A 23,961-nucleotide genomic window follows, 5' to 3' on the forward strand; every position below is an offset into this window, starting at 1 on the left:
GTCCAATAATCTGGAGCCGTTTCCCTCTCACAAAGGGTTAGCCTCAGTGTATTTTGCCAAAAAAGCCAGAAACGCCCGGTCCGGATCCTGCGGCGCGTCCCGGCCCTTTGCCCAGGATCGCCACTCTCCCTCAACAAAATATATGTCATACCCTGGGTAGCGCAACCGCGCCGTCTCATAGGTCTCCGGTCGCAGCGACGGTCCCTGCCGCTCCAGCCATTCCGGCCTGGGTTTCTGCAACACACCCGCGTCGGCGGTCACCGTTTCGGCCGCACCGGAGGCCCGGGCTTTCCGACCCACCTTCGAATAGGTGATCTCGCGCTCGCTGGCCTTGACCCCGTCCGCGTCCTTTCGCCACCAGCGCAGTTCCACATGCGTCACGCTCCGCCCGGTCTTTCGCGGCGTGATCTCCACGATGAAATCCGAGAGCGTGCTGACCTCCTCCACCGCCGGCTGTATCGCCCGCAGGTTGAGGTTCGACCAGTTGGCCAGCTTGCCCTTCGGAACCCCCAGCACGCCGCGCAACTGTTCCAGCGAGAAAACCTCCGACGACCGGTACTTCAGGTTTCCGCGCTTCTGCACCATCTCATAAAGCGTCAGCGCATATTTGGACGAGAGTGCAAACATGATCTCCCGCTGAAGACGGGCGAAAATGGTGGAGTTACGAATGATCCGCCTCAACCGGCTAGGGATCTCATAGGTCAGCAGCCCGTCGCGCCGAAACCCCTCGATGTTCCCGCCCAGAAGCTGCACCCGCTCAATCGCCGGTTCGCCCTCATGTACAATCTGCACCCGTACCACCGCAGCCATGAGACGCTCGATGCTCTCCCCGACCCTGTCATTGGAGTTATGCGATCCGCGCAGCACCGATTTCGAGATCACATGCTCCACCGGCTTGTCGATGGCGTCCCATGCATGTTCCAGAAGCTGGTTGTAAATGCGCCGGTCATTTAGCGTTAGTGGCGTGACCTCCACGAGGTCCACTAGTTCGCCTGGTTTGACCAGACTTTCCGCATTTGGTTGCGCACTGATTGTGCGGTAGGGTTTCCTGTCGCTCGCTGCCATGATGCCTGCCAAAACTTACTTTTTTTATGCTTTACGTGTAAGTTTATGGGTGTTCCGGGACCAGGGCAAGAAAATTTCAGATACCCAAAAAGTAAGAGGTGATTCGCATCACATTCGGTAAAGGGAATCACCCGCCCGGGAAAAACCGCAAGCAAATCAAGCGCTTAAATTCAGGGCTCAGGCATCCCAAAAAGTAGCGCATGGATAATCCCGAAAAGTAACGTTTGGGCACCCGAAATGTAGGTTTTACCGCCCCGAAATGTATGGCAAACCGCCCCAGCACGTAAGGTTTCACGAAAATAGTTCATTAGTATCAGTAAGTTAATTAACATGAACACTGGAACTTAAGAATCTGAACACAGTGTTTTTTGCGGTAAAAAATATTTGCTCCGACCGCCGGTCCGACTCAAAACCTCCCGATTTCGCTGATTTCGTCGTTTCGGCCCTGTTCACACCAACACATGTTCCGATAAACGGGAGAAACACACCTAAATTCCCGTACTCGCGCATCCACCCTGAAATTCCGCTTTTTTTCGCGTGGAACCGAAAACCTCGAACTTGCGACAACCCGCGCGGGCACTATGATTCGCGTAAGGTATTCATGAGGACCATATGACCCCTGCCCCGTTTCCGGAAGTAAATCTGGACAAACTGGACATCCTCGCGGACCGTGCCAGCACCGTCATGGAACGCCTGCGCGACCGGGTTTATTCCCCCGGAGTTCAGAAACGTCTCGAACTGACCTTCAACGTCAAAACCGCCGCCAACATGATCGGCCGCTCCGAGAAGCTGATCCGCGACGCCGAAGCCGACGGACGCCTCCCGGAACCGGAAAAGGACCCGGTCACCGGCCGTCGCAACGGCTACAACCTTACCCAGATCAACAACATGCGGCACGTATTCGGCACCCTTCCGTTCCGGGACGACAGCGACGAGGCCATGGTTCTCGCCGTCCAGAACTTCAAGGGCGGCGTCGGCAAATCCACGGTCGTCTGTCACCTCGCCCAGTATTTCGCACTGCGCGGCTACCGGGTCTGCATCGTCGACTGCGACAGCCAGGCATCAACCACCTCCATCTTCGGCCTCAACCCGGATGTGGACGTGGATGAGGACGAGGACACGCTCTACCCGTTCTTCCGCCACGGCGGCCCGACCAGCCTCAACTACGCTTTGCGCGCCACCTACTGGCCCGGGATCGCGCTGATCCCCGCCAACCTCGGCCTCTATGACGCCGAGTACGAATTCGCCGCCCGCATGGTCCGCGAGGACAGTTTCGTCCTCGACCGCCTGCGCATGGGCATCGAGAGCATCAAGGACCGTTTCGACATCATCCTGCTCGATCCACCGCCCGCGCTTGGAATGATTTCCCTGTCGGTTCTGCGCGCCGCTAACGCTCTGCTGATCCCGGCGCCACCGAACAATATCGACTTCGGCTCAACCGCGCACTTCCTCAAAATGATGTCGGCCACACTCGGTGAGCTGGCCGAGGCCGGTGGCGAGCGTTCCTATGCCTTCGTCAAAATCCTGGCCACCAAAATGAACGACAACAAGTCCGCTCATGTAGCCATCAAGCGCATGATGGACGCCGTATTCCCGGAAGACATGATGCAATCCGTCCTAAAGGACAGCGCCGAAATCGACAACGCCACCGCCAATCTGCAAACCGTCTACGAGATCACCGGCCCATCCACGCGCAGCGATACCCACAAACGCTGCCGGGCTTATCTCGACGCGGTCGGCCGCGAGGTCGAAATCCTTGTGCGCAAGACCTGGCCCAGTCACCATACCGATCTGAGAAAGGAAGGTATCCTGTGAGCAAACGTCACGACGCCGTATTCGATGCCGTGTTGAGCGGCCTTGGCGACACCCGCGAAAAACGCTCCGCCAAAGACGGCTCCGGCACCCGGTTTCTCAAACGCGGGACCGCCATCAGCGAACGCATGTCCGGCGAGCTGGAGGAGAAAACCCTGCACTGGGTCGACCCGGCCGAATGCCGTATGTGGGACCGCCACAACCGCGACTACGACCTTCTGACCGAGGACAACTGCCGTGAGCTGATCGACGGGATCCGGTCGCAGGGGCGGCAGGAATTTCCCGCCATCGTGCGCCGTCTCAACGATGACGGCCCGCATGCCTACGAGGTCATCTGCGGCGCCCGGCGGCACTTCGCCGTCTCCTGGCTCCGTCGCAACAACTACCCGCAGTTCCGCTACCTGGTCGACGTGCGCGACATGTCCGACGAGGAGGCGTTTCGCCTCGCGGATATCGAGAACCGCGACCGGGAGGACATCTCCGATTACGAGCGCGCCATCGATTACGCCAAGGCCATAAAGCTCTATTACGACGGCAAACAGAAGACCATGGCGCAGCGGCTCGAGGTCAGTGAAACCTGGCTCTCGCGCTACCTCGGCCTGGCGAAGCTGCCCGCTGAGATCGTCGATGCGTTTCACCTGAAAACCGACATCCGCGAGTTGCACGCACGCACCCTGAACCAGATCATCCTGAAGCCCGCCGACCGCAAAAAGGTCTTCGCCGAGGCCGCACGTCTGCGCGAGCTTCAGGAGGGCGCGAGGGCAGGGCGCGAGGCGCCGGTCGACCCGGTCAGGGTGGTCTCAATCCTCAAAGCCGCGGTGACCGCAAAACCTGCCGCGAGGCCCGCTGCGAAGAAGTTCGCGGCCAAATCCGGGGACGCGGTTATCACCGCCAAAACCCGGGGCAGGGCGGTCGTCCTTGAGTTTCCCGGCAGCGCCAGCCGCGAGGATCTTGAATCCGCGTTCCAGGCTTTTCTTAATGACCGGTTCAAATAGATTGCCAATTGGCAAGAAACACGATTTACTGTTTAAAAGCAAATATTTAAGTGAAATACGGGGTGTGTCAAAACCATGCTGTTCCTCGGAGACGTCGCCCACCCATTTAAAACACCGCCTGACTGGGCCGCGCTCCAGTCTCTCGCGGCGTCGGACGGCACCGTTCTCAACCTTGAGGGGCCTCTGACGGATACCACGGACCATCTGAACAGCCGCGTTCTCTTCAACCACACATCCGTTCTGCCGACCCTGAAATCCATCAATACCAAAGTCGCGGCACTCGCCAACAACCACATCCACGACCTGCCAAACGGCGTCGCAAACACCCAGGATATCCTTGCCCGCGAGGGCATCCCAACCGTCGGGGCAGGGGCAAACCTCACCGACGCCTCCGCACCGCTCCACGTTTGCCACCAGGGCCATGACTGGATCTTCCTCAACGCCGGCTGGTGCACAATCCGGTGCACTCCTGCCGGCCGCAACACACCCGGCACCTGCCCGCTCGATCCACGCGCACTGGTCGCCCGCATCACCGGGTTGCGGGCCCAAAACCCTCGCGCCGTGATTGTCCCCATGCTGCACTGGAACTACGAACTGGAACCCCATCCCCAGCCCGCGCATCGTCGTCTCGCCTTCGCAATGATCGAGGCCGGTGCGGACCTCATCATTGGCCACCATCCCCATTGCGTCGGCGGTTTCGAGTATCACCTCGGCCGCCTGATCGCCTGGAGCCTCGGCAACTGGTGGCTGCCCCAGGGCGTGTTCTTCGACGGTCGCCTCAGTTACCCCGACGACACCCTGAACCAGGTCGCCCTCGAATGGCACCTCGACGCCCCCGCGCGCCTCCACCGCTTCGCGTATGAGCGTGAGCAACACACCATCCGTGCCACGGGCTCCGAGACCCTCTCTCCAACCGCCGACATGACCGCCCACGCCCCCTATGCCGGAGCGAGCCATGCCGACTACCTCGACTGGTTCCGCGCCAACCGCCAAAAGAAAAAACTCCTGCCGATCTACACCGACCCCGATGCCCGCGTCGCAAACCTCTGCCGCGACCGTTGGACCTCCCTGCGCCATCACCTTCTCATGGGCTTCAAAAAAGTCCGGCGCGACATCTAGGGCAGGGGAGCCCCGGCCAAAAGCCCGGGGAGATTTAAATGCTGGAATTTATCGCAACAGGCATCTAATGTTTCCAAATGGAAAATTTGAAAAATTTGTAAAGCGTCTCATGATTTCACGAAATTCCCTTTTTTCCCCGGCCCGGAAACCGCCCTGCGAAGGCGAAGACACCTGATGGCTGCGAAGAAATCCTATCGTACGATGGAGGAGTTTGCCGCCGCCTGTGGCGTGTCCCGGCCCACACTTGCCAAGTACTTCGCCGACCCTCTGAACGTGAAGGAATCCACCCGTAACCGGATTGAGGCGGTTCTCAAAAAATCCGATTTTGAGCCCAACTCCTTCGCCCGCCACCTCAACAGCAAACGGGTCCGCAATATCGGGATCATCATCCCGACCATGTACGACCCGTTCTTCAGCAAGTTCCTCGCCCGCATTGAACTCAACCTGCGCGACCAGGGCTTCTGGCCGATCCAGATCTCCTGCCACACCCTCCCCGAACTGGAGGAGGAAGCGGTGCGCAGCATGCTGGAATTCAAGGTCCAGGGCGTCATCGTCTCACCGCTCGGGGCCACCTCCAAGCCCGGCGTGTTCGATCGCCTGCGCGACTCCGTTCCCATGGTCAGCTTCGACGTGTCGCTGGGGGACGACGTGCCTTTCGTGGGCAATGACCACACCCAGAGTGTTACGGCGATGGTGCAGTATCTCTGCCGCTCCGGCGAGCCGCCCATCCTGCTCGAAAGCACACACCTCACCGACAACGCCCAGATCCGCCAGAACGGTTACCGCGCCGCCATGTGCAGCGAGGGTGTGGAGCCGATGGTCATCGACTGCAACCTGCCACGGTCCTGGGATTTTGAGCGGCTGGGCTATGACCGCATGAAACTGCTTCTGGCGGAAAAGGGCGGCCTTCCAGGTCGCACGCTGCTCTGTGCCAATGACCGGTTTGCCTTCGGTGTCATGGCCGCCGCCGGTGAGGCCGGGCTCAAGGTGGGCCGCGATCCCGGGGCCGACATCCGTGTCGCCGGGCACGATGACCATCCCATGAGCCGCTACATCTGGCCACCGCTCACCACCATGGCGCAGGACACGGACGAGATCGCCGACCGCACCGTGCAACTCCTTATGAAGCGCATGGATGACGCCGCGCTTGGCCGCGAAACACCGCCCCAGCGGATCATCATCGATTCCAAACTGATGATGCGTCAGTCCGCCTGATCCGCGGCCTCCAGCCACGCCCAGGCACTGCACAGCCATTTGAGCGCCTCAGAAGCCTCAGGAATGCGCCTGTCCATGGAGACGAACCCGTGGATCTGTCCGGGCCATGTGCGTGTTACGGCGCGACTCTCGCGCTCCAGTCGCGCCGCATAGGCCGCTCCCTCGTCATGCAGGATGTCATGCCCCGCCAAAACCACCGCAGCCGGTGCCACCTCGTCCAGCGACTTCGCGCGCAGCGGTGACGCCCTCCAGTCGTCAAACTGCTCCGGCCCGTGCAGGTAATGATCCCGAAACCATGCCATCTCCGCAGCCGAGAGCCCAAACCCATGACCATACCTCCGGAAACTGTCTGCTGTCTGGCCCTGATCCGTATTCGGATAAATCAGCAGCTGCGCCGCAAGCGGAGGCACGTCCCCGTCCCGCGCCATCAGAGCCAGCACCGCCGCCAGGTTCCCGCCCGCACTGTCGCCGCCAACTGCAATACGCTGCTGGTCAACACCAAATTCCCGCGCGGCCCCCGCGATATGGCGCAGGACCGCCGCACAGTCATTCAGCCCGGCAGGGAAGGGGGCTTCCGGCGACAGCCCGTAATCGGGCGCAATGACCACCGCCTTGGCCAGATTGGCAATCTGCCGACAGATCCCCTCATGGGACTCCGGCGACCCGAACAGCCACCCGCCGCCATGCAGGTACATCAGCGCGGGCGCACCGCTGGAAGGCGCACCAATGCCGCGCCATCCCATTACCTGGACCTCACCCACCGTGATCTCGAACCGCGCCGCAACGGCCACATGCGGGCTTTGATCCGCCGCGTAGCCCTCCGCGAACCGTCGGCGCGCCTCCACCGCCGACAGGTCGGTCAGCGGCGGCAGCCCGACCTCCGCCATCCGCGCCAGATGGGCAGCGGCGGATGCGTCCAGCCCGCTCATTGCAGCAGTGCTTTCGCGTCTTCTTCCGTCAGCGCCTCAGGCTGACAGTCCACCGGTGCCACATCCACCGCCCGTCCGGTGCCACCGGCTGTCAGAACCGCTTCCAGCACCTCCAGAACATGCAGCGCCAGCCCGGCCGAGGCCCTTGGCCGTGTCCCCTCGCGCAAAGCCCGCGCCATGTCGGCGAGCCCCACCATCCGGTAATTCGCCCGGTCCGGGTTGACCGTAGGCCAGTTAAACCCGCCAAACGTGAACCGCGCGGTGTCGGTGTCCTCCCACGGCGCACCAGCCCGCGACAGGCCAATCACACCGCTGAAATTGTCCGGATCGGGCAGACGCAGGGAGCCCTCCGTGCCGTGCAGTTCAATCGGTGGCGGCGTATGCCGGAACACGTCCCAGGACGCCCCAAAAGTCACCTTCGCCCCACAGGCAAATTCCAGCAGGGACAGTACGCTGGTCGGCGTTTCCACCGGAAATGTTGTTCCCTGTTTCGGCCCCTGCGCCGTGATCAGCCGCTCGGTCTGACCACTGGTCGACACCGCATGCACCCGCGAGACCGGCCCCATCAGGTTGACCATCATCGTCAGGTAATACGGCCCCATATCCAGAACCGGGCCACCACCCGGTTGGTAATAGAACGACGGGTCGGGATGCCAGTGCTCCATGCCACGGCCCATCATGAACGCCGTGCCGATCACCGGCCTGCCGATCGCGCCTTCCTCAATCAGTCGCCGCGCGGTCCGACCCGCGGCCCCCATGAACGTATCCGGCGCGGAGCCCACCGTCAGACCGCGTTTGTTGGCCTCCGCCAAGATGGCCCGTCCGCCGGCGGCGGTGTCACTCAGCGGCTTCTCCGTGAAGACATGCTTGTTCTCCGCGAGCGCCCGCATGGTCACGTCGAAATGCGCGGCCGGCACGGTCAGGTTCAAAACCAGGTCGACCCCCGGCGCGGCGAGCAGGTCATCGACCTCCATCGCCGTAACCCCAAATTCCGCGGCCCGTTTTGAGGCGGTGGTGGGGTTGAGATCTGCACACGCGACCACCTCCACCCCGATGAAGAGTGCCGCATTACGCATATAGGCCTCGGAGATGCTGCCGCACCCGACCACGCCGATGCGAAGCCTGTCACCTGATGTCCCGGTCATGGTTCTGGACCGTCCCCCCGTTGTTATTGTGAACCGGAACTTTCAATTCCGGTTCTTAAAAATTGACTGTATGGAATAAATAATCTTACATTATGTAAAATTGCAAAGTGTTTATGCCGGCCCCGAACAATGGAGGGCCGCCGCACGGGAGGATCAGTCATGAACGAACGCAGCCTGAAATACGGATGTCAGACCTTTACCTGGGAAATGCTCGGCGACGCCTGGACCGGCACCGCCGACGATCTTGTGCAGGCTATCGCCGATGCGGGCTATCAGGGTATTGAGATCACCGATACCATGATCGGTGACTACGCCTCACGCCCGGCAGACTTTGCCAAACGCCTGGACGATGCGGGTCTGTCGCTCGTCTCCTTCGCCTACGGCTCCGACGGTGGATTCACCGAGCCCGACCAGGCCGAAGCCGACCTGGAGGCCTGCCGCCGCTGGGCCGGATTTGCCGCGCATTTCCCCGGCGCCCTGATCTCCATGGGCTCCGCCACCGTCATGTCCCCCGGCGACCGCTCCGCGAAATTTAACGTTGCGGCAGACATCTACAACCGCTCAACCGAACTGGGCAAAAGCCTTGGCGTCACCGTCGCTCTGCACCCCTCATCCCATCACAATACGCTTCTCTTCGACCGAAATGACTACGACCAGATCTTCGCACGTCTCGACGGCGGGGTAGGGTGGGTGCCTGATACCGGCCACATCCTGCGCGGCAACCAGGACATCATGGACGTGATGGCCACCTACGCCGACCGCATTCGCTATGTTCACCTGAAGGACGTGGACGCGTCCGGCGACTGGGCCATGCTCTGCGACGGTGTCTGCGACGTAAACGCGGTCATTAACTCCGCCCTGACCGCCCCCAACTTCAACGGATGGATCGTGGTCGAGGAGGAATCGGAGGAGGCGGGCAAAGACCCCTCCGCCGCCGTGAAAACCAACTTTGGGCGCATGATGGCCCTGCGTTCCGTGGAAGCCTGACGCCTAGGCGAACAGCACGTCGATATTCCGGTCCCGAAGCCGCTTGCGAATCGGTGCCGGAAGCCCGCTGTCGGTAATCACCAGATCCACCCGTGACAGCGGAAAAGCCTTCGACGGTCCGCCCACGTCCCACTTTGTGGAATCCACCACCAGAACCACCCGCCGCGCCATCTGCATCAGGTTGCGTTTGCTCCGGGCCACATCCTCGCTCTGGTCCACAATGTCAAAGGAGGAATCGATTGCATGGGCCGCCATGAACACCTGATGCGCCAAAAGCCCGTCCATCTGCTGCGGCCCGACCAGGGTGCTGACCGTGCTCGCATCCACCCGCCCCCCCAGCATGTGAACATCGAGCCCTGGTCGGTCCATCAGCATCTGCGCGATGTTCATGGCCGGGGTTGCCACCATCACGTGGCGCAGTTGCGGCATGTGCATGGCGATGTGCATCGTGGTCGAGCCGCTGTCGAAAATCACCGACTGGCTGTTCACCAGCTGCTGCGCCGCCATCCGCCCGATCCGGTGTTTCGCATCGGCATTGGACTGCATGCGCCTGTCAAACGCCGCATCGGGCGCGCTCTGGGGCAGGGCAATTGCACCGCCATGGGTTTTCTTCAGCAGCTCGCGGTCGTCCAGATTGTCCAGGTCTGTGCGAATCGTTACTTCCGATACCCCGAACCGTTCCGAAAGCTCCCGCGTCCGGACCTGTCCCGCACTGCGCAGCAGATCGACAATCTGCTGACGTCTTTCCTCTGCAAACATGATCGCCTCCGTCGCCTCCCGATTTGGAATTTTTGTGATTGTTCCCAAGCCAGCGCCCAAACTAATCAGTTTCGAAAGAAAACAAAAGATATCTTTTCGTTTGGCTTTCGTTTAGCCAGTTTTCATCTGACCAACACAGCTTTTGGAGAAAGCCAGAATAATGACCCTAGGAACCCAGGTCCGACTGTCCCGCCTGTTCTCGCACCCGTCCGGAAACCTGTTCGGCGGTGCCGTTGACCACTTCGTGGGATATGGCGACGTGCGGAAGGGTGGTCTCGCCGACCTGCCGGGCGCGCTTGACCGTGTCATGGCCGGCGAGCCCGACTATGTGAGCATTCAGCCCGGCGCAGCGCGTCACCTCTGGCCGAAGTATGTCGGCAAGGCCTCCCTGGTCATTCAGGCCGGCTGCTTCACACCGGACGACCGCATCAGCCAACTGATTGCCACCCCCGAGGATGCCGTCCGTGCCGGGGCCGATGCCCTGGCCGTCGCCATCCCGGTCCGCGGCAACACGGAAGGCCAATACATCCGTTGGCTGACCGATTCCGTGAATGCCGCCGCCCGCTACGGCATGCCGGTGATCGCCCATGTTTATCCCCGCATCTTCACCAACGGCCCCGAGATCGTCTTCACGCCCGAGGAGATCGCCTACGCCGTTCGTATCGGCTACGAGAGCGGTGTGGACGTGGTCAAGGTAGGTTACACCGGTGACTTCGACAGCTTCCAGGAAACCGTCGCCACCTGTCCCATCCCGCTCGTCATCGCCGGTGGCCCGAAAACCGACACGCTGCTGGGCGCATTACAGCAGACCTCCGACGCGATGCGCGCCGGTGCACGTGGAGCCGTGGTCGGCCGCAACCTTTGGGGGCACGGCGATCCGACCAAAGCGGCCCTGGCTTTCAAGGGCGTCATCCACGATGGCCTGAGCGGCGAGGATGCCCTGGCCCGCGCGGGCGCCTGACCGGTGAGCGGGACGATGGACATCCTGGGTTTCGGCGCCATCTCAATGGATCACGTGATCTATGTCGATCAGCCCCTGTCCTCGGGCAAGGGGCGGGTGACCCGCCGGATCACGGCCCATGGCGGCAACGTGGCGACCGCGCTTGTCACCGCCGCCCGCCTTGGCGCGTCGGCCGGGTTCGTCGGCTGGCTCAATTCCGACACCAAACAGGATCCATCCTCCCGCGACCTGCTTGCGAATGGCGTGGACATCTCTCACGCCCCCAAACACCCCGACGCCACCGCCGTCCAGTCGACCATTACGGTCGCACCGGATGGCGAACGCTTCATCGCCTATGACGACGACGTCATGACCGGCACCACTCCGGACCTGTCTGATGATCTGTTGCGGGCCGCGAGTGTGCTGCTCATCGACGGCTATGCGGTGTCCTCCCTCGATGTCGTGGCTCGCGCGAGCCACCTTGGCCTGCCCATTGTCGCGGATATCGAATGGACCGCGCCTTCCGGCACCGACCGCCTGCTCGATCTGGCCGATCACCTTGTCCTGCCCATGGGCTATGCCCGCCAGCACACCGGCTGCGATACGCCTGCCGAAATCGCCAGCGCGTTTTGGACCTCCGACCGTACCGCGGTCGTCCTGACGGATGGGGAGGCCGGATCTTTCGTTCTTCGGCGCGGGCACACCGACTGTGAGCACATCCCGGCTTTCAAAACGCCGGTCATCGACACCACTGGGGCGGGAGACTGTTTCCACGGTGCCTATGCCGTTGCCCTGTCAGAGGGCCGCGACATTCTGGACTGCGTCAGATTCGCCTCCGCCTCCGCCGCGCTCTCCGTCACGGGCCGCGGCGGGCGCGAGGCTCTGCCGACACGCGACGCCGTCGAGCGCCTGATGGCGGAAAAACCGAACGTTTCGTCCAGATAAAAATTACAATACGTAAAATAAAACTTTTCCCACTGTAAAAATGACTCTAGTATGACTGCAACGGAAAAGACTGCCAGGAAGTCGACCCCCATCACATCCGACTCGTGATGGCAGAAGGTCCGGCCCAGGCGAACCGAAAGAGGGGAGGGGAAGATGGCCAACGTCGTTCTCAGGGATATCTGCAAAACCTTCGGGAGCTTTCAGGCGATCAACAACCTGAATCTCGACATTGAGGATGGAGAGTTTCTGATCCTAGTCGGCCCCTCCGGATGCGGCAAGTCAACCGCCCTGCGCATGATCGCGGGCCTGGAGGATGTCTCCAGTGGCAGCATGACCATTGGCGGCGTGGATGTCATCGACATGACACCCAAGGAACGCGACATCGCCATGGTGTTCCAGAGTTACGCGCTCTACCCCCACATGACCGTGGCCGAAAACATCGGCTTCTCCATGCGCCTGTCCGGCTGGAAAAAACCCGACCGCGACGCCCGCGTGGCCGAGATCGCCAAAATCCTGCAACTGACCCCCCATCTTGACAGCCGCCCCGCCAATCTCTCCGGCGGCCAGCGACAGAGGGTCGCAATGGGTCGCGCCATGGTGCGCGAGCCGTCCGCCTTCCTGATGGATGAGCCGCTGTCGAACCTGGACGCCAAACTCCGCGTTCAGATGCGCGCCGAAATCGCCAGCCTCCAGCGGCAGCTTGGCGTGACCACCATCTACGTCACCCATGACCAGACCGAAGCCATGACCATGGGCGACCGCGTCGCGGTGATGAAGGGCGGTGTCCTGCAACAGGTCGACGCCCCCAAACGCCTCTACGAACACCCCGCAAACGCCTTCGTCGCCGGCTTCATCGGCTCGCCCTCCATGAACCTCTACGAGGCCGAACTGCGCGGCGGCGCTCTGCACCTCTCCGGCTTCCAGATCCCCCTGGGCGAGGTCGCCCCCGACCGCATGGCACGGCTTCAGGCGTATGAGGGCGACAAAATCGTCTTCGGCATCCGCCCTGAGGATCTCTACGACAGCACGCTTGAATCAGGCCGAAAACTCCCGACCATCCCGGCCCAGGTTTTCAACATCGAGGAACTGGGCTCCGAAATCATGCTCCACTTCAGCATCGACGCGATCCCGGTCGATTCCGGCGATCCCGATGCGGTGGAGGACCTCAGCGGCTCCTCAAACGGTGTCGCCCGGTTTGAACCGCGCAGCAGCGTCACCCACGGCATGTCCATCGACATGGGCATCGACGTCAGCCGCCTGCACTTCTTTGACCCCCGCACCCACGAGGCTGTGTAACGGCGGGCGGGACGACATTTCCCGGCTGGTTTTCGACGCAGCGAATCGTCGTTTGCAGCGTAAATCACCGGGTTTCGACTGGTTTCGGATGGCCGCATCGGACGATAGCGCCAGCCGCCGGAAACACCGTGCCAAAACAACGTGGAGGCTATCGGAATACGTATGAAATTCAGACACTTGACTGTCAAACTTTTACAGAATGTAAAAATAAATTGCTGTTTGTGACAACTTATTATTGACAGAAAGCGGCAAAGAGAACCTACTTGACCAACGCAGCCGAAAAACCGGCGCGACACCTTGACGGGAGGAACCGAAATGAAACTTCAAAAAACAATGGTGGCCCTGAAATCCGCTACCGCAATCACTCTCTTGAGCGCAACCGGTGCCATGGCCGACGTGAGCCTGGAGTTCACGCAATGGTGGGAGCCCGAGCTGCCCGAAAACGCGCTCCGCTCCATCGTCGATGATTTCCAGGCCGCCAACCCCGGCATCACCGTCACCCTCAACAGCGGCCCCTACGCCACGACCCGGGATCAGATCGCCATTGGTGCCGCCACCGGCACACTGAGCGACATCGTCGGTCTCGACGGCGCATGGGTAAATGACCTCAGCAAACAGAACGCCATCGCGGACATGGGCCCGCTGATGGACGCCGCAGAATTCGACCGTGACCAGGTGGCTGACATCATCGAGGTCGACGGCAGGAGCGTCATGTTCCCCCTGGCTTCCTTCGTCTATCCGATCTTCATCAACACGGATATGGCGGCCGAGGTTGGCATCACGGAAATGCCGTCCACCCGCGCAGAATTCCTGGAAGCCGCGCAGAAGATGACCAACGCGGACGAAAACCGCTACGGCTGGACCTTGCCGCTCTCGCTCCAGTCCCCCAGCGGCGTACAGAACGACGTCCTCTCCTGGGTCTGGGCCTCCGGCGAAAGCATGATGGACGGCGGCACGCCCAACCTTGAGGGCGAGGCGGTCATCGCCGCACTCGACTACATCAAGTCCATGGACGAGGCCGGCGTCATCGCACCGGGCATCTCCTCCAAGACCGAGCAGGAAAAAGTCGAGGAGTTCGTCAACGGCCGCGTCGGCATGATGGTCGACACCCTCGCCCACGTGAACCTCATCCGCGACCGAAACCCCGACCTGAACTTCGAGATCACGGCCATCCCGGTCGTAGAGGGTTACGACGGCGCCCGCGGTCTGCCCTACGCCTCCTGGGGCATCGGCATCTCCGAGAGCACCGAGCATAAGGAAGAGGCCTGGAAGTTCGTCGAGTACATGATGTCCGAGGAGGTCAACGCCCGCCTCGTCTCCATCGCCAACGCCTTCCCCGGCAACGTCAACGCGAAGCCTGACTTCGTGACCTCCGACCCGGCCTTCGGCAAGGCGTTTGAGATCTTCCAGGAAGGCTACCTCGCCAATGAGTTCACCGGCCTTCCGGTCGCTGTAGACCTGATGCGCCAGTTCAGCGTCGAGATCCAGAAGATGCTCGATGGTCAGCAGTCCCCGGCCGAGGCCGCCGCTGCTGCCCAGGCAAGCTGGATGCAGGAATTCGAACAGTAAGATCCGTCCTCCCAGCGGACCCGGAGGGCGGCACCGGAAAATCCGGCGTCGCCCTCCAACCCCCTCATCCAAGCCCAGGAAAGACCGGCATCCCGCGCGGATCGCCGCATTGACCAACCACGGAGCGGCCAGGCCTTGTCACTGACCCAAACAGCCCCCAGACGCGTTTCCCGCAAAATGACGCGGTCACTGATACCCTATGTCTATCTGTCTCCGGCGCTGATTTTCCTGGCCCTGCTGATGATGGTCCCGATGATCTCGGTGATCCTCTACTCCTTTCAGGAAAGCGCGATCCTGCGCCCCGACACCACCTTCGCGGGCCTCAAACACTATGCCGCGGTTCTGGGTGATCCCATCTTCTGGGCCTCCCTCTGGCACACCGCCTACTTCACCGCCATGAGCGTCGTCTTCCACATGAGCATCGGCCTCGCGTTTGCGCTCATGCTCAACAGCGACCGCATCAATCCAAAACTGCGCAGCGTCCTGCGCGTGCTCTATATCCTGCCCTGGCTCTTCACCGCCGTAATCATCGCCGTGATCTGGCGACTGATCCTTGAACCCAACGGCGTGGTGAACAGTCTGCTGATGACGCTCAACATCATCGACACCAAAATCGAATGGTTCTCGAATCCGGCCACGGCACTGCACGCGGTCACCGCGGCCAATATCTGGGCGGGCTATCCGCTCTTCATGGTCAGCCTGCTTGCCGGCCTCCAGGGCATCCCCCGCGATCTCTATGAGGCCGCCGACATTGACGGCGCCAACGGCATCCAGAAACTCGCCTTCATCACCATCCCGCAGCTCATGCCGATCATCATCAGCATTTCCCTGCTCGATTTCATCTGGACCATGCATGTCTTCCCGCTGATCTGGATGACCACCGGTGGCGGTCCGATCTATGCCACCGAGGTTCTCAGCACCTATACGTATAAACTTGCCTTCGCACAGTTCGACATGTCCCAGGCGGCGGCAAGCTCGGTGCTCATCCTGATCATCTCGCTCTGCTTCACCTTCTTCTACATCCGACACCAGAAAGCACGGTAACCCCCATGCGACGATCCAAACGCAGAAAAGAGAGACTGCTGACGCTGGGCCTTTATGCCGGTCTTCTGGGCGGTCTCCTGTTTGCCACCTTCCCGATCTTCTGGATGCTGAGCAGTTCGTTCAAATCCAACACCGAGATCTTCGCTCTGCCGCCGACCGTGCTGCCGAAGATGTTCACGGTCGAGGCCTACATTGCGATTTTCACCGACGGCCAAAAGCTGCGCTACTTCTTCAACAGCTACCTGGTCGCTTTCGCCGTAACCGGCCTGACCGTCTTCATCGCACTGCTCTCCGCCTATGCCTTCAGCCGGTTCCGTTTCATCGGCAAGAACAGCCTTAACACCATCATCATCAGCACCCAGACCATTCCGCCCATCACGCTTTTGATCCCGTTCTTCGGGATGGTCGTGAGTTACGGCCTCTTCGACACCTACTGGGCATTGATCCTGACCTATATGGTCTTCACGCTGCCCTATGCGATCCTGCTGATGACCGGCTACCTCAACACGCTGCCCCGCGACCTCGACGAGGCCGTGGCGGTGGACGGCGGCTCAAGCTGGACGGCCCTCTGGCGTGTTATCGTGCCGGTCTCGCTGCCGGGCATCGTGGCCACCTCAGTCTATACCTTCCTGCTCTGCTGGAACGAGTTCCTCTTCGCCCTGACCCTGACCAAATCATCCGACATGCGCACCGTGCCAATCGGGATCCAGATGCTGATGGGCCAGCACGCGTTTGAATGGAACGAGATGATGGCCATGAGCGTGTTGGGCTCCGTGCCGCTGATGCTGGTCTATCTCTTCGCACAAAAATACTTCCTGGCCGGCATGACCGCCGGGGCCGTCAAATAAACAGAACATTCCGGGGGAACACATGAACGGACTGGACAGAGGCGCAATTCTCGTCACGGGCGCCAGCGGCGGCATTGGCGGGGCTACCGTGCGACAGCTTCGCGCGGCGGGCGCGGATGTCATCGCCAATGGCCGCAATGAGGAGGCCCTGGCCGAACTGGCGAAGGACACCGGCTGCCGCACGCTGCCTTTCGACCTCGAATCCGAGGACAGCATCCGCGACGCTCTCGAAGGTCTCGACCTCTACGGTGTCGTGAACTGCGGCGGCTTCGGCGGTGAGATCGCGACCCCAATGGAGACCGACATTTCCGTCTTTGACAGGGTCATCTCCATCAACGCCCGCGGCGCGCTTCTCGTCACCAAATACGCCTCGCAGTCCATGATCCGTCTGGGGAGGGGAGGGGCCATCGTCAACGTCTCCAGCCAGGCCTCGCTCGTGGGTCTGAAGGGGCATATCTCCTATGGCTCAAGCAAGGCCGCACTCGACAACATCACCCGCGTTTCCGCGCTCGAACTCGGCCCCCATAACATCAGGGTCAACAGCGTCAATCCGACGGTCGTTATGACACCAATGTCCGCCTGGTACTGGGGCCGCCCGGAGATCCAGGGCCCGTTCCTCGAGACCATGCCATTAGGTCGCTGGGCCACCGAGGACGAAATCGCTGCCCCCATCGTGTTCCTGCTCTCCGACGGCGCCTCCATGATCTCCGGCGTCACCCTCCCCATCGACGGTGGTTTCACCGCGGTCTGATCGTAAGGCTTTTCGCACCGCCCCATCGGCCTTCCCGGCGTGTCGGCACGACACGCCATGCCCGACTTTCCCCACGGGAGGGCATACCCGACGACATGAACTGAACGATGGCATCCAGGCTTTTGAAAGTACGCCTCAGCCAACCGGCCCGAAGCCCACCCAAAGTCGGTCATGGCGCGTCCCGCCTCGCGTTGTGCCCTCTAATCCTCCAACCCCGTCAAAAAATCCAGGTCACACCCCCGGTCCGCCTGCTCAACCGTCGTGGCAAACAGCCGCGCGTACCCCCGCACGGGCGTCGCGGGCGCAACCCACTCCGCCCGCCGCCGCTCCAACTCCTCCGCATCTACGAGCAGATCCAGCCTGCGCTCATCCAGCTCCAGTCTGATCCGGTCGCCATCGCGCACCAGCGCCAGCGGTCCACCCACGGCCGCCTCCGGCGCCGCGTGCAGAACAACCGCGCCATAGGCCGTTCCCGACATTCGCGCGTCCGAAATCCGCACCATGTCCCGAACACCCGTCGCGGCCAGCTTCTTCGGGATCGGGATCAACCCCGCTTCCGGCATCCCCGGTGCGCCCACCGGCCCGGCATTGCGCAGCACCAGAACATGCGCCTCCGTCACCGCGAGGTCCGGATCGTCGATGCGCGCATGCAGGTCCTCCAGACTGTCAAACACCAGTGCCGGCCCCTCATGTGAGCGCAGCGCCGGGGTCATTGCCGCCTGTTTGATCACCGCACCATCCGGCACCAGGCTGCCCCGAACCACGGCAATCGCGCTGCCCTCCGTCACCGGATTGGCAATGTCCCGAATAACCTCCCCGTCGCGCCACTTCGGCCAGGCGTCCAGAACCTCACCCCAGCTCCGACCGTCCGCCGTGGCGGTGTCCACATCAAACAGCCCCTCCCGCGCCAGTTCGCGCAACAGAGCGGGCAAACCACCGGCCGCATGGAAATCCTGCATATAAACCCGCCCAACCGGTTTCAGATCCGCCAGGATCGGCACCTGTTCGCCCAGCCGGTCCAGCTCATCGAGCGACAGGCGTATTCCGGCCCGCCCGGCAATCGCGGCCAGATGGATCGGCACATTCGTCGACCCCGCCAAAGCCTGCAGCGTCACACAGGCATTTCGCACCGTGGCCTCCGTCACCAGATCGGCAGGGCAGGGACCCCCGGCCAGCGCCATCTCAACCGCCCGCCGTCCTGAGGCCTCCGCATGTCGCCAGCGCTCCGAATGCACCGCCGGAATGCTCGACCCGCCGGGCAGCATGAAGCCCAGCACCTCCGCCACACAGGCCATGGAACTCGCTGTCCCCATCACCATGCAGGTCCCGTGCGAGGCCATCAGCTGCGACTGCGCCACCTCCAGGTCCTCCGCATCCATTGCACCCGCCCGGTGCTCGCCCCAGAGCCTGCGGCAATCCGTACAGGCGCCAAGCCTTTCGCCCTCCCGCGACCCGGTCAGCATCGGACCCACGGCCACGGACAGGGTCGGCACGTTCGCACTGATCGCCCCCATCAGCTGCGCCGGTATGGTCTTGTCGCACCCCCCGATCAGCACCGCCGCATCCATCGGCAGCGCCTTGAGCATCTCCTCCGTGTCCATCGACATCAGGTTGCGTAGAAACATCGAGGTGGGATGCGAAAAACTCTCATGGAGCGAGATCGTGGGAAACACCATCGGCAGCCCGCCCGCCATGGTCACACCGCGCGAAATCGCCTCGATCAGTTGCGGGGCCGTGGCATGGCACGGATTGAAATCCGACCCGGTGTCACAGATCGCCACAACCGGCTTCTCCAGCGCCTCCGGCCCGTAGCCTTTCGCCTTCAGAAACGCGTCGCGTAGAAACCGCGCAAACCCCCGGTCGCCATATTCGGTCAGCCGCCCGTCCAGACCCTTGCCCGCGCGCCCGGTCATGACAAAATACCGGCATGACAATGACTTACCGCGCAGCATAAACAATTATGCTGCGCAGCATTTCGCGCAGCCAAACCGCAGCTCACAACAACCACCATCCCCGTCCACTCCCGTCCGTTTCCCGGAGCGTGTCGGGATTACCCGGTTGTGTCAACAAGACCAGAGCAGAGTCCGCGACCAGCCCGAATCCGTAAAACCGCATCTCGATGCCGCGCCACCTCGCGCAGCTGCGTCAGACCGGTCTGCGCCATCTGCGTGTCGAGCTCCGTGCGGATCATCGCGATGACCGCATCCACGCCCTTCTCACCCGCCGCAGCCAGGCCATAGGCATAGGCCCGGCCGAGCAGAACACCATTCGCCCCCAGCGCCAGCGCCTTGTAAACATCACTGCCCCGGCGGAACCCGCCATCGATCAGGATCTCGGTACTGCCACCCACGGCCTCAACAATATCGGGCAGGGCATCAATGGTGGACCGGCTCTGGTCCAGCTGCCGCCCGCCATGGTTGGAAATCACCACGCCATCGGCCCCATGGGCCACGCAGGACTTGGCGTCCTCCGCTTCGGTCAGACCCTTGATGATCAGCTTGCGCGGCCAGCGTTCCCGGATCCAGTCCACATCCTCCCAGGTCATTGAGGCATCAACCTTTGAGGCAATGCTCACGGCCTGTTCCAGAGCGTTCCGGCCCATTTCCGGCCGGCTGTCCAGATTGCCAATGCGCGGCACCGCACCTTTGCGCAGAATGCGCGCGCACCACCCCGGCCGCTGTGCCAGAGCAAAAGCCAGCTTCGGCGTAACACCCGTCAGCGACCGGAACCCGTTCCGAATGTCCTTTTCGCGGATCCCATGCACCGGCGTGTCCACGGTCAAAACCAGGGCCTCAACATCCGCGTCAATCGCGGCCTGGATCATCTCCGTGGCCAGTTCCCGGTCCGTCAGGACATAAAGCTGAAACCACAGCGCCCCGTCGGTCTTCTCCCGCAACCGTTTGAGCGAGGTTATCCCAAAGGTCGACAGACAGTAGGGCAGGCCATTGGCATGCGCGGCCCGGGCCGCCGCAATCTCGCCATCCGCCTCGAACAGCCCGCTGAACCCCACCGGTCCCAGGGCCAGCGGCATGGACCGCTCCTTCCCCAGCAAGGGCCCCGCCAGGCTCCGCTCCGACACATCGCGCAGCACCCTCTGCCGCAACTCAATCCGCTGAAAATCGGAGATGTTGCGCCGCGCCGTTTCCTCGCTGAAGGCCGCGCCGTCGATATACTCAAAAAAAACCCGCGGCAGGCGGCGCGCCGCCCGTGCGCGGACATCGTCCATGTTTGCAAACATGCTGGTTCCGTCAGATCCCTGAATCCAAAAGCCCGGTCCTCCCTGACCGGGCCGCTGCTGAATTTGGAGCAGGTTGTGGGGGTGGCGTCAACCCTTGCAAATTCACTGTCAACCAGCCAACATGTCAGTGAAAAAATTTTACCGGAGTCCCCAATGCTGACCAGTCCCGCCGATACTTCCGCAGCCGTTCACTGTCCGAATGCGCATCTTTTTGGCGTGTCCGCCGCGATGGTGACGCCGTTCGCTGCGGATGGCTCCGTGGATCTGGAACGCCTCGTTGCCCTGGCTCGCGACATCGTGGCCGGTGGCGCACAGGGCGTGACCCTGTTCGGCACCACGGGCGAGGGGGCCTCCATCGGACCCTCCGAGCGCCGCGCCATGCTGGAGGCTGTTGTCGGACGCGCGGTTGAGCCCTCCCAGGTCACGGTCTGCATCGCGGCCTCCGACATGGAAACCGCAGTCGCCCAGGCCCGGGAAGCATTCGGGTTTGGCGTGCGCCGCCTGCTGCTGGCGCCGCCATACTATTTCAAGGGTGTCGATGACGACGCGCTTTTCGCCTGGGTCTCGGACTTCATCCGCCTGACCGCCGACGCCGCGCCGCAGATTATCATCTACCACATCCCCCAGGTCACCGGCATCCGCTTCGACGCCGCCATAATCCGCCTGTTGAAACAGGCTTTCCCGGAGGAAATCTTCGGTGTGAAGGACAGCGAGGGCAGCTGGGACCACGCCCAGGAAATGCTCGCCATTGACGGTCTTGCCGTCCTGATCGGAGATGAGCGTCTGCTCGCCCGTGCTGCGCCGCTCGGTGGCGCCGGGGCGATCAGCGGCATGGCCAACCTGCTGCCCGCCCGCATCTCGGCTCTCGTCCATCAGGGCCAACAGGACCCCGCACTGGATGATCTCGTCACCGACATTATCACCGTGCCGGTGACACCACTCATCAAGGCGCTGGTGGGGGCCACGCGCAATGACGACGGCTGGCACGCCACGCGCCCGCCGCTCACTCCGGCCAACGCGGCTATTGTCGAGGCGCTGCAGGGTCGGGTAAATCTGTTGAAAGCCTGAGACAGGGCAGGGGGAGACAACATGACGCTGCGCGACCAGGCCTACGACACCTTCACCGAACAGCTGCTCAACCGCGAGATATCGCTGGGCCAGTTCGTGTCGCAAAGGGAACTGGTCAAGCTGACCGGAATGCCGCTCGGAGCCATCCGTGAGATGATCCCCCGCCTTGAGGCCGACGGCCTGATCCGCCCGGTCCCCAACCGCGGCCTTCAGATCATGCAGGCCGACCTGGGCATTATCCGCAACGCGTTCCAGCTCCGCTCGGTGCTGGAGCGGGAGGCCGTGCGCACCTTCGTCACCGTGGCTTCCGACGCGGAACTGGCCGAGCTGCGCGAGCGCCACCTGGCCATCCGGGCCGAGGCCGCCGGGGGCGTGACCCCTGAACTGCTCGCCCGCGCCCAGCAGATGGACTGGAACATGCATGACCGCATGATCGACGCGCTCGGCAACGACCTGATCTCGTCAATCTATCGTACCAATTCCATCAAGATCCGCCTGATCCGCAATGAGGACACACGGATGCTGCCCGAACTGGTGGTCTCGGTGATGGACGAACATCTCGCCCTTATCGATGCGCTGGAAACCCGCGACCCCGATAAAGCCGAGGCCGCCCTGAACGCCCATCTCGACAGTGCCATCCAGCGTGTGGTGCGGATCTAGGCCGCGCCTCAGCCCAGGATCTGTTCCGACACCAGGCGCTGCAGTTTGCGGCCATCCGGGTCCAGCCCGGTTTTCAGCTTCGTGAAACCCTCGGACCAGGCCGATGTCCGGATGCGCAGCGGCGGCTCCTCCGCCTCCATCACCCGCATCACGACCTCCGCCACCTGATCCGCGGTCTGGTAGGCGTCGCCACCCTGACGGTTCCGCGACCCGGCCACATATTTCTGCAGGATCGGCAGATACTCATCCTCCAGCATCCCGCCGGTTTCCTCGATCTGGCTCAGGACGGTGTTGGCAAATTCCGACGCGATCCCGCCGGGCTCCACGGCCGTAAACTCAATGCCAAAGGCCGGCGTGATGTAGCTCGCCATCGATTCCGTCAGTCCTTCGACCGCGAACTTGGCCCCGCAATAGACCTCGTTGAACGGCTGCCCGACCAGCCCGCCAACCGAGCTGATATTGATGACATGACCCGAACGCGCCTTGCGCATATGCGGCATGACCGCTTTCGTGCAGCGCACAACACCCATGTAGTTGATGTCGAGAATGCGCTGAACATCCGCCTCGTCAGCCTGCTCCAGGCTGCGGGCGTAGCCCATCCCGGCATTGTTGATCAGAACGTCAATCCGCCCCTCGCGATCCACCACCGCGTCCACCGCCTGGGTGACCGAGGCCGTGTCCTGCACGTCAAGCTGCACCACCTCCATTGACACGCCCGCGGCCTCCGCGGCCTCATCGAGCTGCCCGCGTTTGGCCAGGTTGCGCATGGTGGCGTAAACCCTGTGCCCGGCCCGTGCCGCCTGGACCGCGATCGCGATGCCGAGCCCCGTGGAGGTCCCGGTGACGAGAATTACCTTGTTCATTCCATATACCTTTTAGTGATTTTTGATCGACAGCCAGACCCGGTCAAAGGTCGCCGCAACAACGTCATCAGTGATGGGACGCCCCGAGATCACGGCACCGCGCGCAAGCTGCATCGCCGGTGCCACCAGAAGCAGGGAAAGCATACCCGTATCGAGCGGTGCCAGCGTTCCGTCATCCACCCCGCGCCGCAGAAGGGCCGCAATATCCGCGGCAAACCCGTCCGCAATGGCCTGCTGTTCCGGCAGCAGGATCTTCGCGGCGCTGCCATAGTCGAGAAACAGGAAATCCCGCGGCCGTTCGCGCACGAAGTCAAACATGTCGAACCACATGTGCCGCACCATTCTGGCCGTATCGGCCTCGTCCCGGTGGCGCGTGACGGTCTCGTGAAACTCGGTTTTGAGCTGAAGGTAGACCTGCCGCAGCATGTCGTCCTTGTTCTCAAAATGCACATAGACCGTCCCCGCCGAGACCTTTGCCCGCTTCACAATCCCCGCAACATTCACCGCCGCCATGCCGTTCTCCACCGCCTCCGCGACCAGAGCGTCCTGCAGCTTCTTTCTCGTTTTGTCCTTGCTGGTCCGTGGCATGGCTCTTTCCGTCTCTGACAGCGTCCATCTATGATAATGAATATTCATTATCAATGGAGAATCGAGATTTTCTGGTTTTGGAGAGGTGGTTTTGTCGTTTCCCGGCGTGTCGGCACGACACGCCA

22 protein-coding genes are annotated in these 23,961 nt (G+C 62.1%); 14 read left to right on the top strand and 8 right to left on the bottom strand.

Going from position 1 to position 23,961, the window contains the following annotated elements; translation table 11 throughout:
* Window positions 1–27: 27 nt before the first annotated feature.
* Window positions 28–1,065 (bottom strand): RepB family plasmid replication initiator protein, encoded by a 1,038-nt coding sequence (locus tag ACP15P_RS14770; protein WP_424929246.1) that lies wholly within the window; start codon window positions 1,063–1,065, stop codon window positions 28–30.
* A 612-nt stretch (window positions 1,066–1,677) separates the two neighbouring features.
* Here ACP15P_RS14770 and ACP15P_RS14775 point away from each other — a divergent pair.
* From ACP15P_RS14775 to ACP15P_RS14790, 4 genes are all read left to right on the top strand, one after another.
* Window positions 1,678–2,880: an AAA family ATPase gene (locus tag ACP15P_RS14775; RefSeq protein ID WP_424929132.1), complete on the top strand. Its 1,203-nt coding sequence runs from the start codon at window positions 1,678–1,680 to the stop codon at window positions 2,878–2,880.
* Window positions 2,877–3,872: a ParB/RepB/Spo0J family partition protein gene (locus tag ACP15P_RS14780; RefSeq protein ID WP_424929133.1), complete on the top strand. Its 996-nt coding sequence runs from the start codon at window positions 2,877–2,879 to the stop codon at window positions 3,870–3,872. Before ACP15P_RS14775 ends, ACP15P_RS14780 begins: the two co-directional genes overlap by 4 nt.
* A 75-nt stretch (window positions 3,873–3,947) precedes the next feature.
* Window positions 3,948–4,991 carry a CapA family protein gene (locus ACP15P_RS14785; RefSeq protein ID WP_424929134.1) on the top strand — a complete coding sequence of 348 codons (1,044 nt, stop codon included), beginning with the start codon at window positions 3,948–3,950 and terminating at the stop codon, window positions 4,989–4,991.
* Window positions 4,992–5,165: 174 nt separating this feature from the next.
* The gene (locus ACP15P_RS14790) at window positions 5,166–6,206 is read left to right on the top strand and encodes a LacI family DNA-binding transcriptional regulator (protein WP_424929135.1); all 1,041 of its coding nucleotides are present in this window, start codon (window positions 5,166–5,168) and stop codon (window positions 6,204–6,206) included.
* On the opposite strand, the gene ACP15P_RS14795 is transcribed toward ACP15P_RS14790, so the two are convergent.
* Complete coding sequence (locus tag ACP15P_RS14795) at window positions 6,194–7,135, bottom strand: alpha/beta hydrolase (RefSeq protein WP_424929136.1); 942 nt, start codon at window positions 7,133–7,135, stop codon at window positions 6,194–6,196. The genes ACP15P_RS14790 and ACP15P_RS14795 overlap by 13 nt on opposite strands.
* A complete protein-coding gene (locus ACP15P_RS14800) occupies window positions 7,132–8,280 on the bottom strand; it encodes a Gfo/Idh/MocA family protein (RefSeq protein WP_424929137.1) in 1,149 nt (382 codons plus the stop codon). Before ACP15P_RS14800 ends, ACP15P_RS14795 begins: the two co-directional genes overlap by 4 nt.
* 159 nt (window positions 8,281–8,439) lie before the next feature.
* On the opposite strand from ACP15P_RS14800, the gene ACP15P_RS14805 reads away from it, so the two are divergent.
* On the top strand, window positions 8,440–9,267 hold the full coding sequence (locus ACP15P_RS14805; protein WP_424929138.1) for a sugar phosphate isomerase/epimerase family protein: 828 nt from the start codon (window positions 8,440–8,442) through the stop codon (window positions 9,265–9,267).
* A 3-nt stretch (window positions 9,268–9,270) separates the two neighbouring features.
* On the opposite strand, the gene ACP15P_RS14810 is transcribed toward ACP15P_RS14805, so the two are convergent.
* Window positions 9,271–10,026 (bottom strand): DeoR/GlpR family DNA-binding transcription regulator, encoded by a 756-nt coding sequence (locus ACP15P_RS14810; RefSeq protein ID WP_424929139.1) that lies wholly within the window; start codon window positions 10,024–10,026, stop codon window positions 9,271–9,273.
* 160 nt (window positions 10,027–10,186) lie between these two features.
* Between ACP15P_RS14810 and ACP15P_RS14815 the strand changes: the two genes are divergently transcribed.
* The 7 genes from ACP15P_RS14815 (at window position 10,187) to ACP15P_RS14845 (ending at window position 17,419) form a co-directional block, all read left to right on the top strand.
* The gene (locus ACP15P_RS14815; protein ID WP_424929140.1) at window positions 10,187–10,987 is read left to right on the top strand and encodes a beta/alpha barrel domain-containing protein; all 801 of its coding nucleotides are present in this window, start codon (window positions 10,187–10,189) and stop codon (window positions 10,985–10,987) included.
* 15 nt (window positions 10,988–11,002) lie between these two features.
* Window positions 11,003–11,911 (top strand): PfkB family carbohydrate kinase, encoded by a 909-nt coding sequence (locus ACP15P_RS14820; protein WP_424929141.1) that lies wholly within the window; start codon window positions 11,003–11,005, stop codon window positions 11,909–11,911.
* A 153-nt stretch (window positions 11,912–12,064) separates the two neighbouring features.
* On the top strand, window positions 12,065–13,207 hold the full coding sequence (locus tag ACP15P_RS14825; RefSeq protein WP_424929142.1) for an ABC transporter ATP-binding protein: 1,143 nt from the start codon (window positions 12,065–12,067) through the stop codon (window positions 13,205–13,207).
* A 315-nt stretch (window positions 13,208–13,522) separates the two neighbouring features.
* On the top strand, window positions 13,523–14,776 hold the full coding sequence (locus ACP15P_RS14830) for an ABC transporter substrate-binding protein (RefSeq protein ID WP_424929143.1): 1,254 nt from the start codon (window positions 13,523–13,525) through the stop codon (window positions 14,774–14,776).
* Window positions 14,777–14,953: 177 nt separating this feature from the next.
* A complete protein-coding gene (locus ACP15P_RS14835; RefSeq protein WP_424929144.1) occupies window positions 14,954–15,820 on the top strand; it encodes a carbohydrate ABC transporter permease in 867 nt (288 codons plus the stop codon).
* 5 nt (window positions 15,821–15,825) lie between these two features.
* The gene (locus ACP15P_RS14840) at window positions 15,826–16,668 is read left to right on the top strand and encodes a carbohydrate ABC transporter permease (protein ID WP_424929145.1); all 843 of its coding nucleotides are present in this window, start codon (window positions 15,826–15,828) and stop codon (window positions 16,666–16,668) included.
* A gap of 22 nt (window positions 16,669–16,690) precedes the next feature.
* Window positions 16,691–17,419, top strand: a complete 729-nt coding sequence (locus ACP15P_RS14845; protein WP_424929146.1) for an SDR family oxidoreductase — start codon at window positions 16,691–16,693, stop codon at window positions 17,417–17,419.
* Between the two features lie 200 nt (window positions 17,420–17,619).
* Here ACP15P_RS14845 and ACP15P_RS14850 read toward each other — a convergent pair whose 3' ends face one another.
* The gene (locus ACP15P_RS14850; protein ID WP_424929147.1) at window positions 17,620–19,332 is read right to left on the bottom strand and encodes a dihydroxy-acid dehydratase; all 1,713 of its coding nucleotides are present in this window, start codon (window positions 19,330–19,332) and stop codon (window positions 17,620–17,622) included.
* A gap of 137 nt (window positions 19,333–19,469) precedes the next feature.
* A complete protein-coding gene (locus ACP15P_RS14855; RefSeq protein WP_424929148.1) occupies window positions 19,470–20,657 on the bottom strand; it encodes an alpha-hydroxy acid oxidase in 1,188 nt (395 codons plus the stop codon).
* 153 nt (window positions 20,658–20,810) lie between these two features.
* On the opposite strand from ACP15P_RS14855, the gene ACP15P_RS14860 reads away from it, so the two are divergent.
* Together ACP15P_RS14860 and ACP15P_RS14865 are read left to right on the top strand one after the other, a co-directional pair.
* Window positions 20,811–21,725 carry a dihydrodipicolinate synthase family protein gene (locus tag ACP15P_RS14860; protein ID WP_424929149.1) on the top strand — a complete coding sequence of 305 codons (915 nt, stop codon included), beginning with the start codon at window positions 20,811–20,813 and terminating at the stop codon, window positions 21,723–21,725.
* A 21-nt stretch (window positions 21,726–21,746) separates the two neighbouring features.
* Complete coding sequence (locus ACP15P_RS14865) at window positions 21,747–22,385, top strand: GntR family transcriptional regulator (RefSeq protein ID WP_424929150.1); 639 nt, start codon at window positions 21,747–21,749, stop codon at window positions 22,383–22,385.
* Window positions 22,386–22,393: 8 nt separating this feature from the next.
* Here the strand turns inward: ACP15P_RS14865 and ACP15P_RS14870 are convergent, their stop codons facing one another.
* Window positions 22,394–23,248 (bottom strand): SDR family oxidoreductase, encoded by an 855-nt coding sequence (locus tag ACP15P_RS14870; protein ID WP_424929151.1) that lies wholly within the window; start codon window positions 23,246–23,248, stop codon window positions 22,394–22,396.
* Window positions 23,249–23,260: 12 nt separating this feature from the next.
* Window positions 23,261–23,836 (bottom strand): TetR/AcrR family transcriptional regulator, encoded by a 576-nt coding sequence (locus ACP15P_RS14875; protein WP_424929152.1) that lies wholly within the window; start codon window positions 23,834–23,836, stop codon window positions 23,261–23,263.
* Window positions 23,837–23,961: the final 125 nt, after the last annotated feature.

The sequence above is a fragment of the Amaricoccus tamworthensis genome (assembly GCF_049800875.1).
Classification (GTDB): domain Bacteria; phylum Pseudomonadota; class Alphaproteobacteria; order Rhodobacterales; family Rhodobacteraceae; genus Amaricoccus; species Amaricoccus tamworthensis.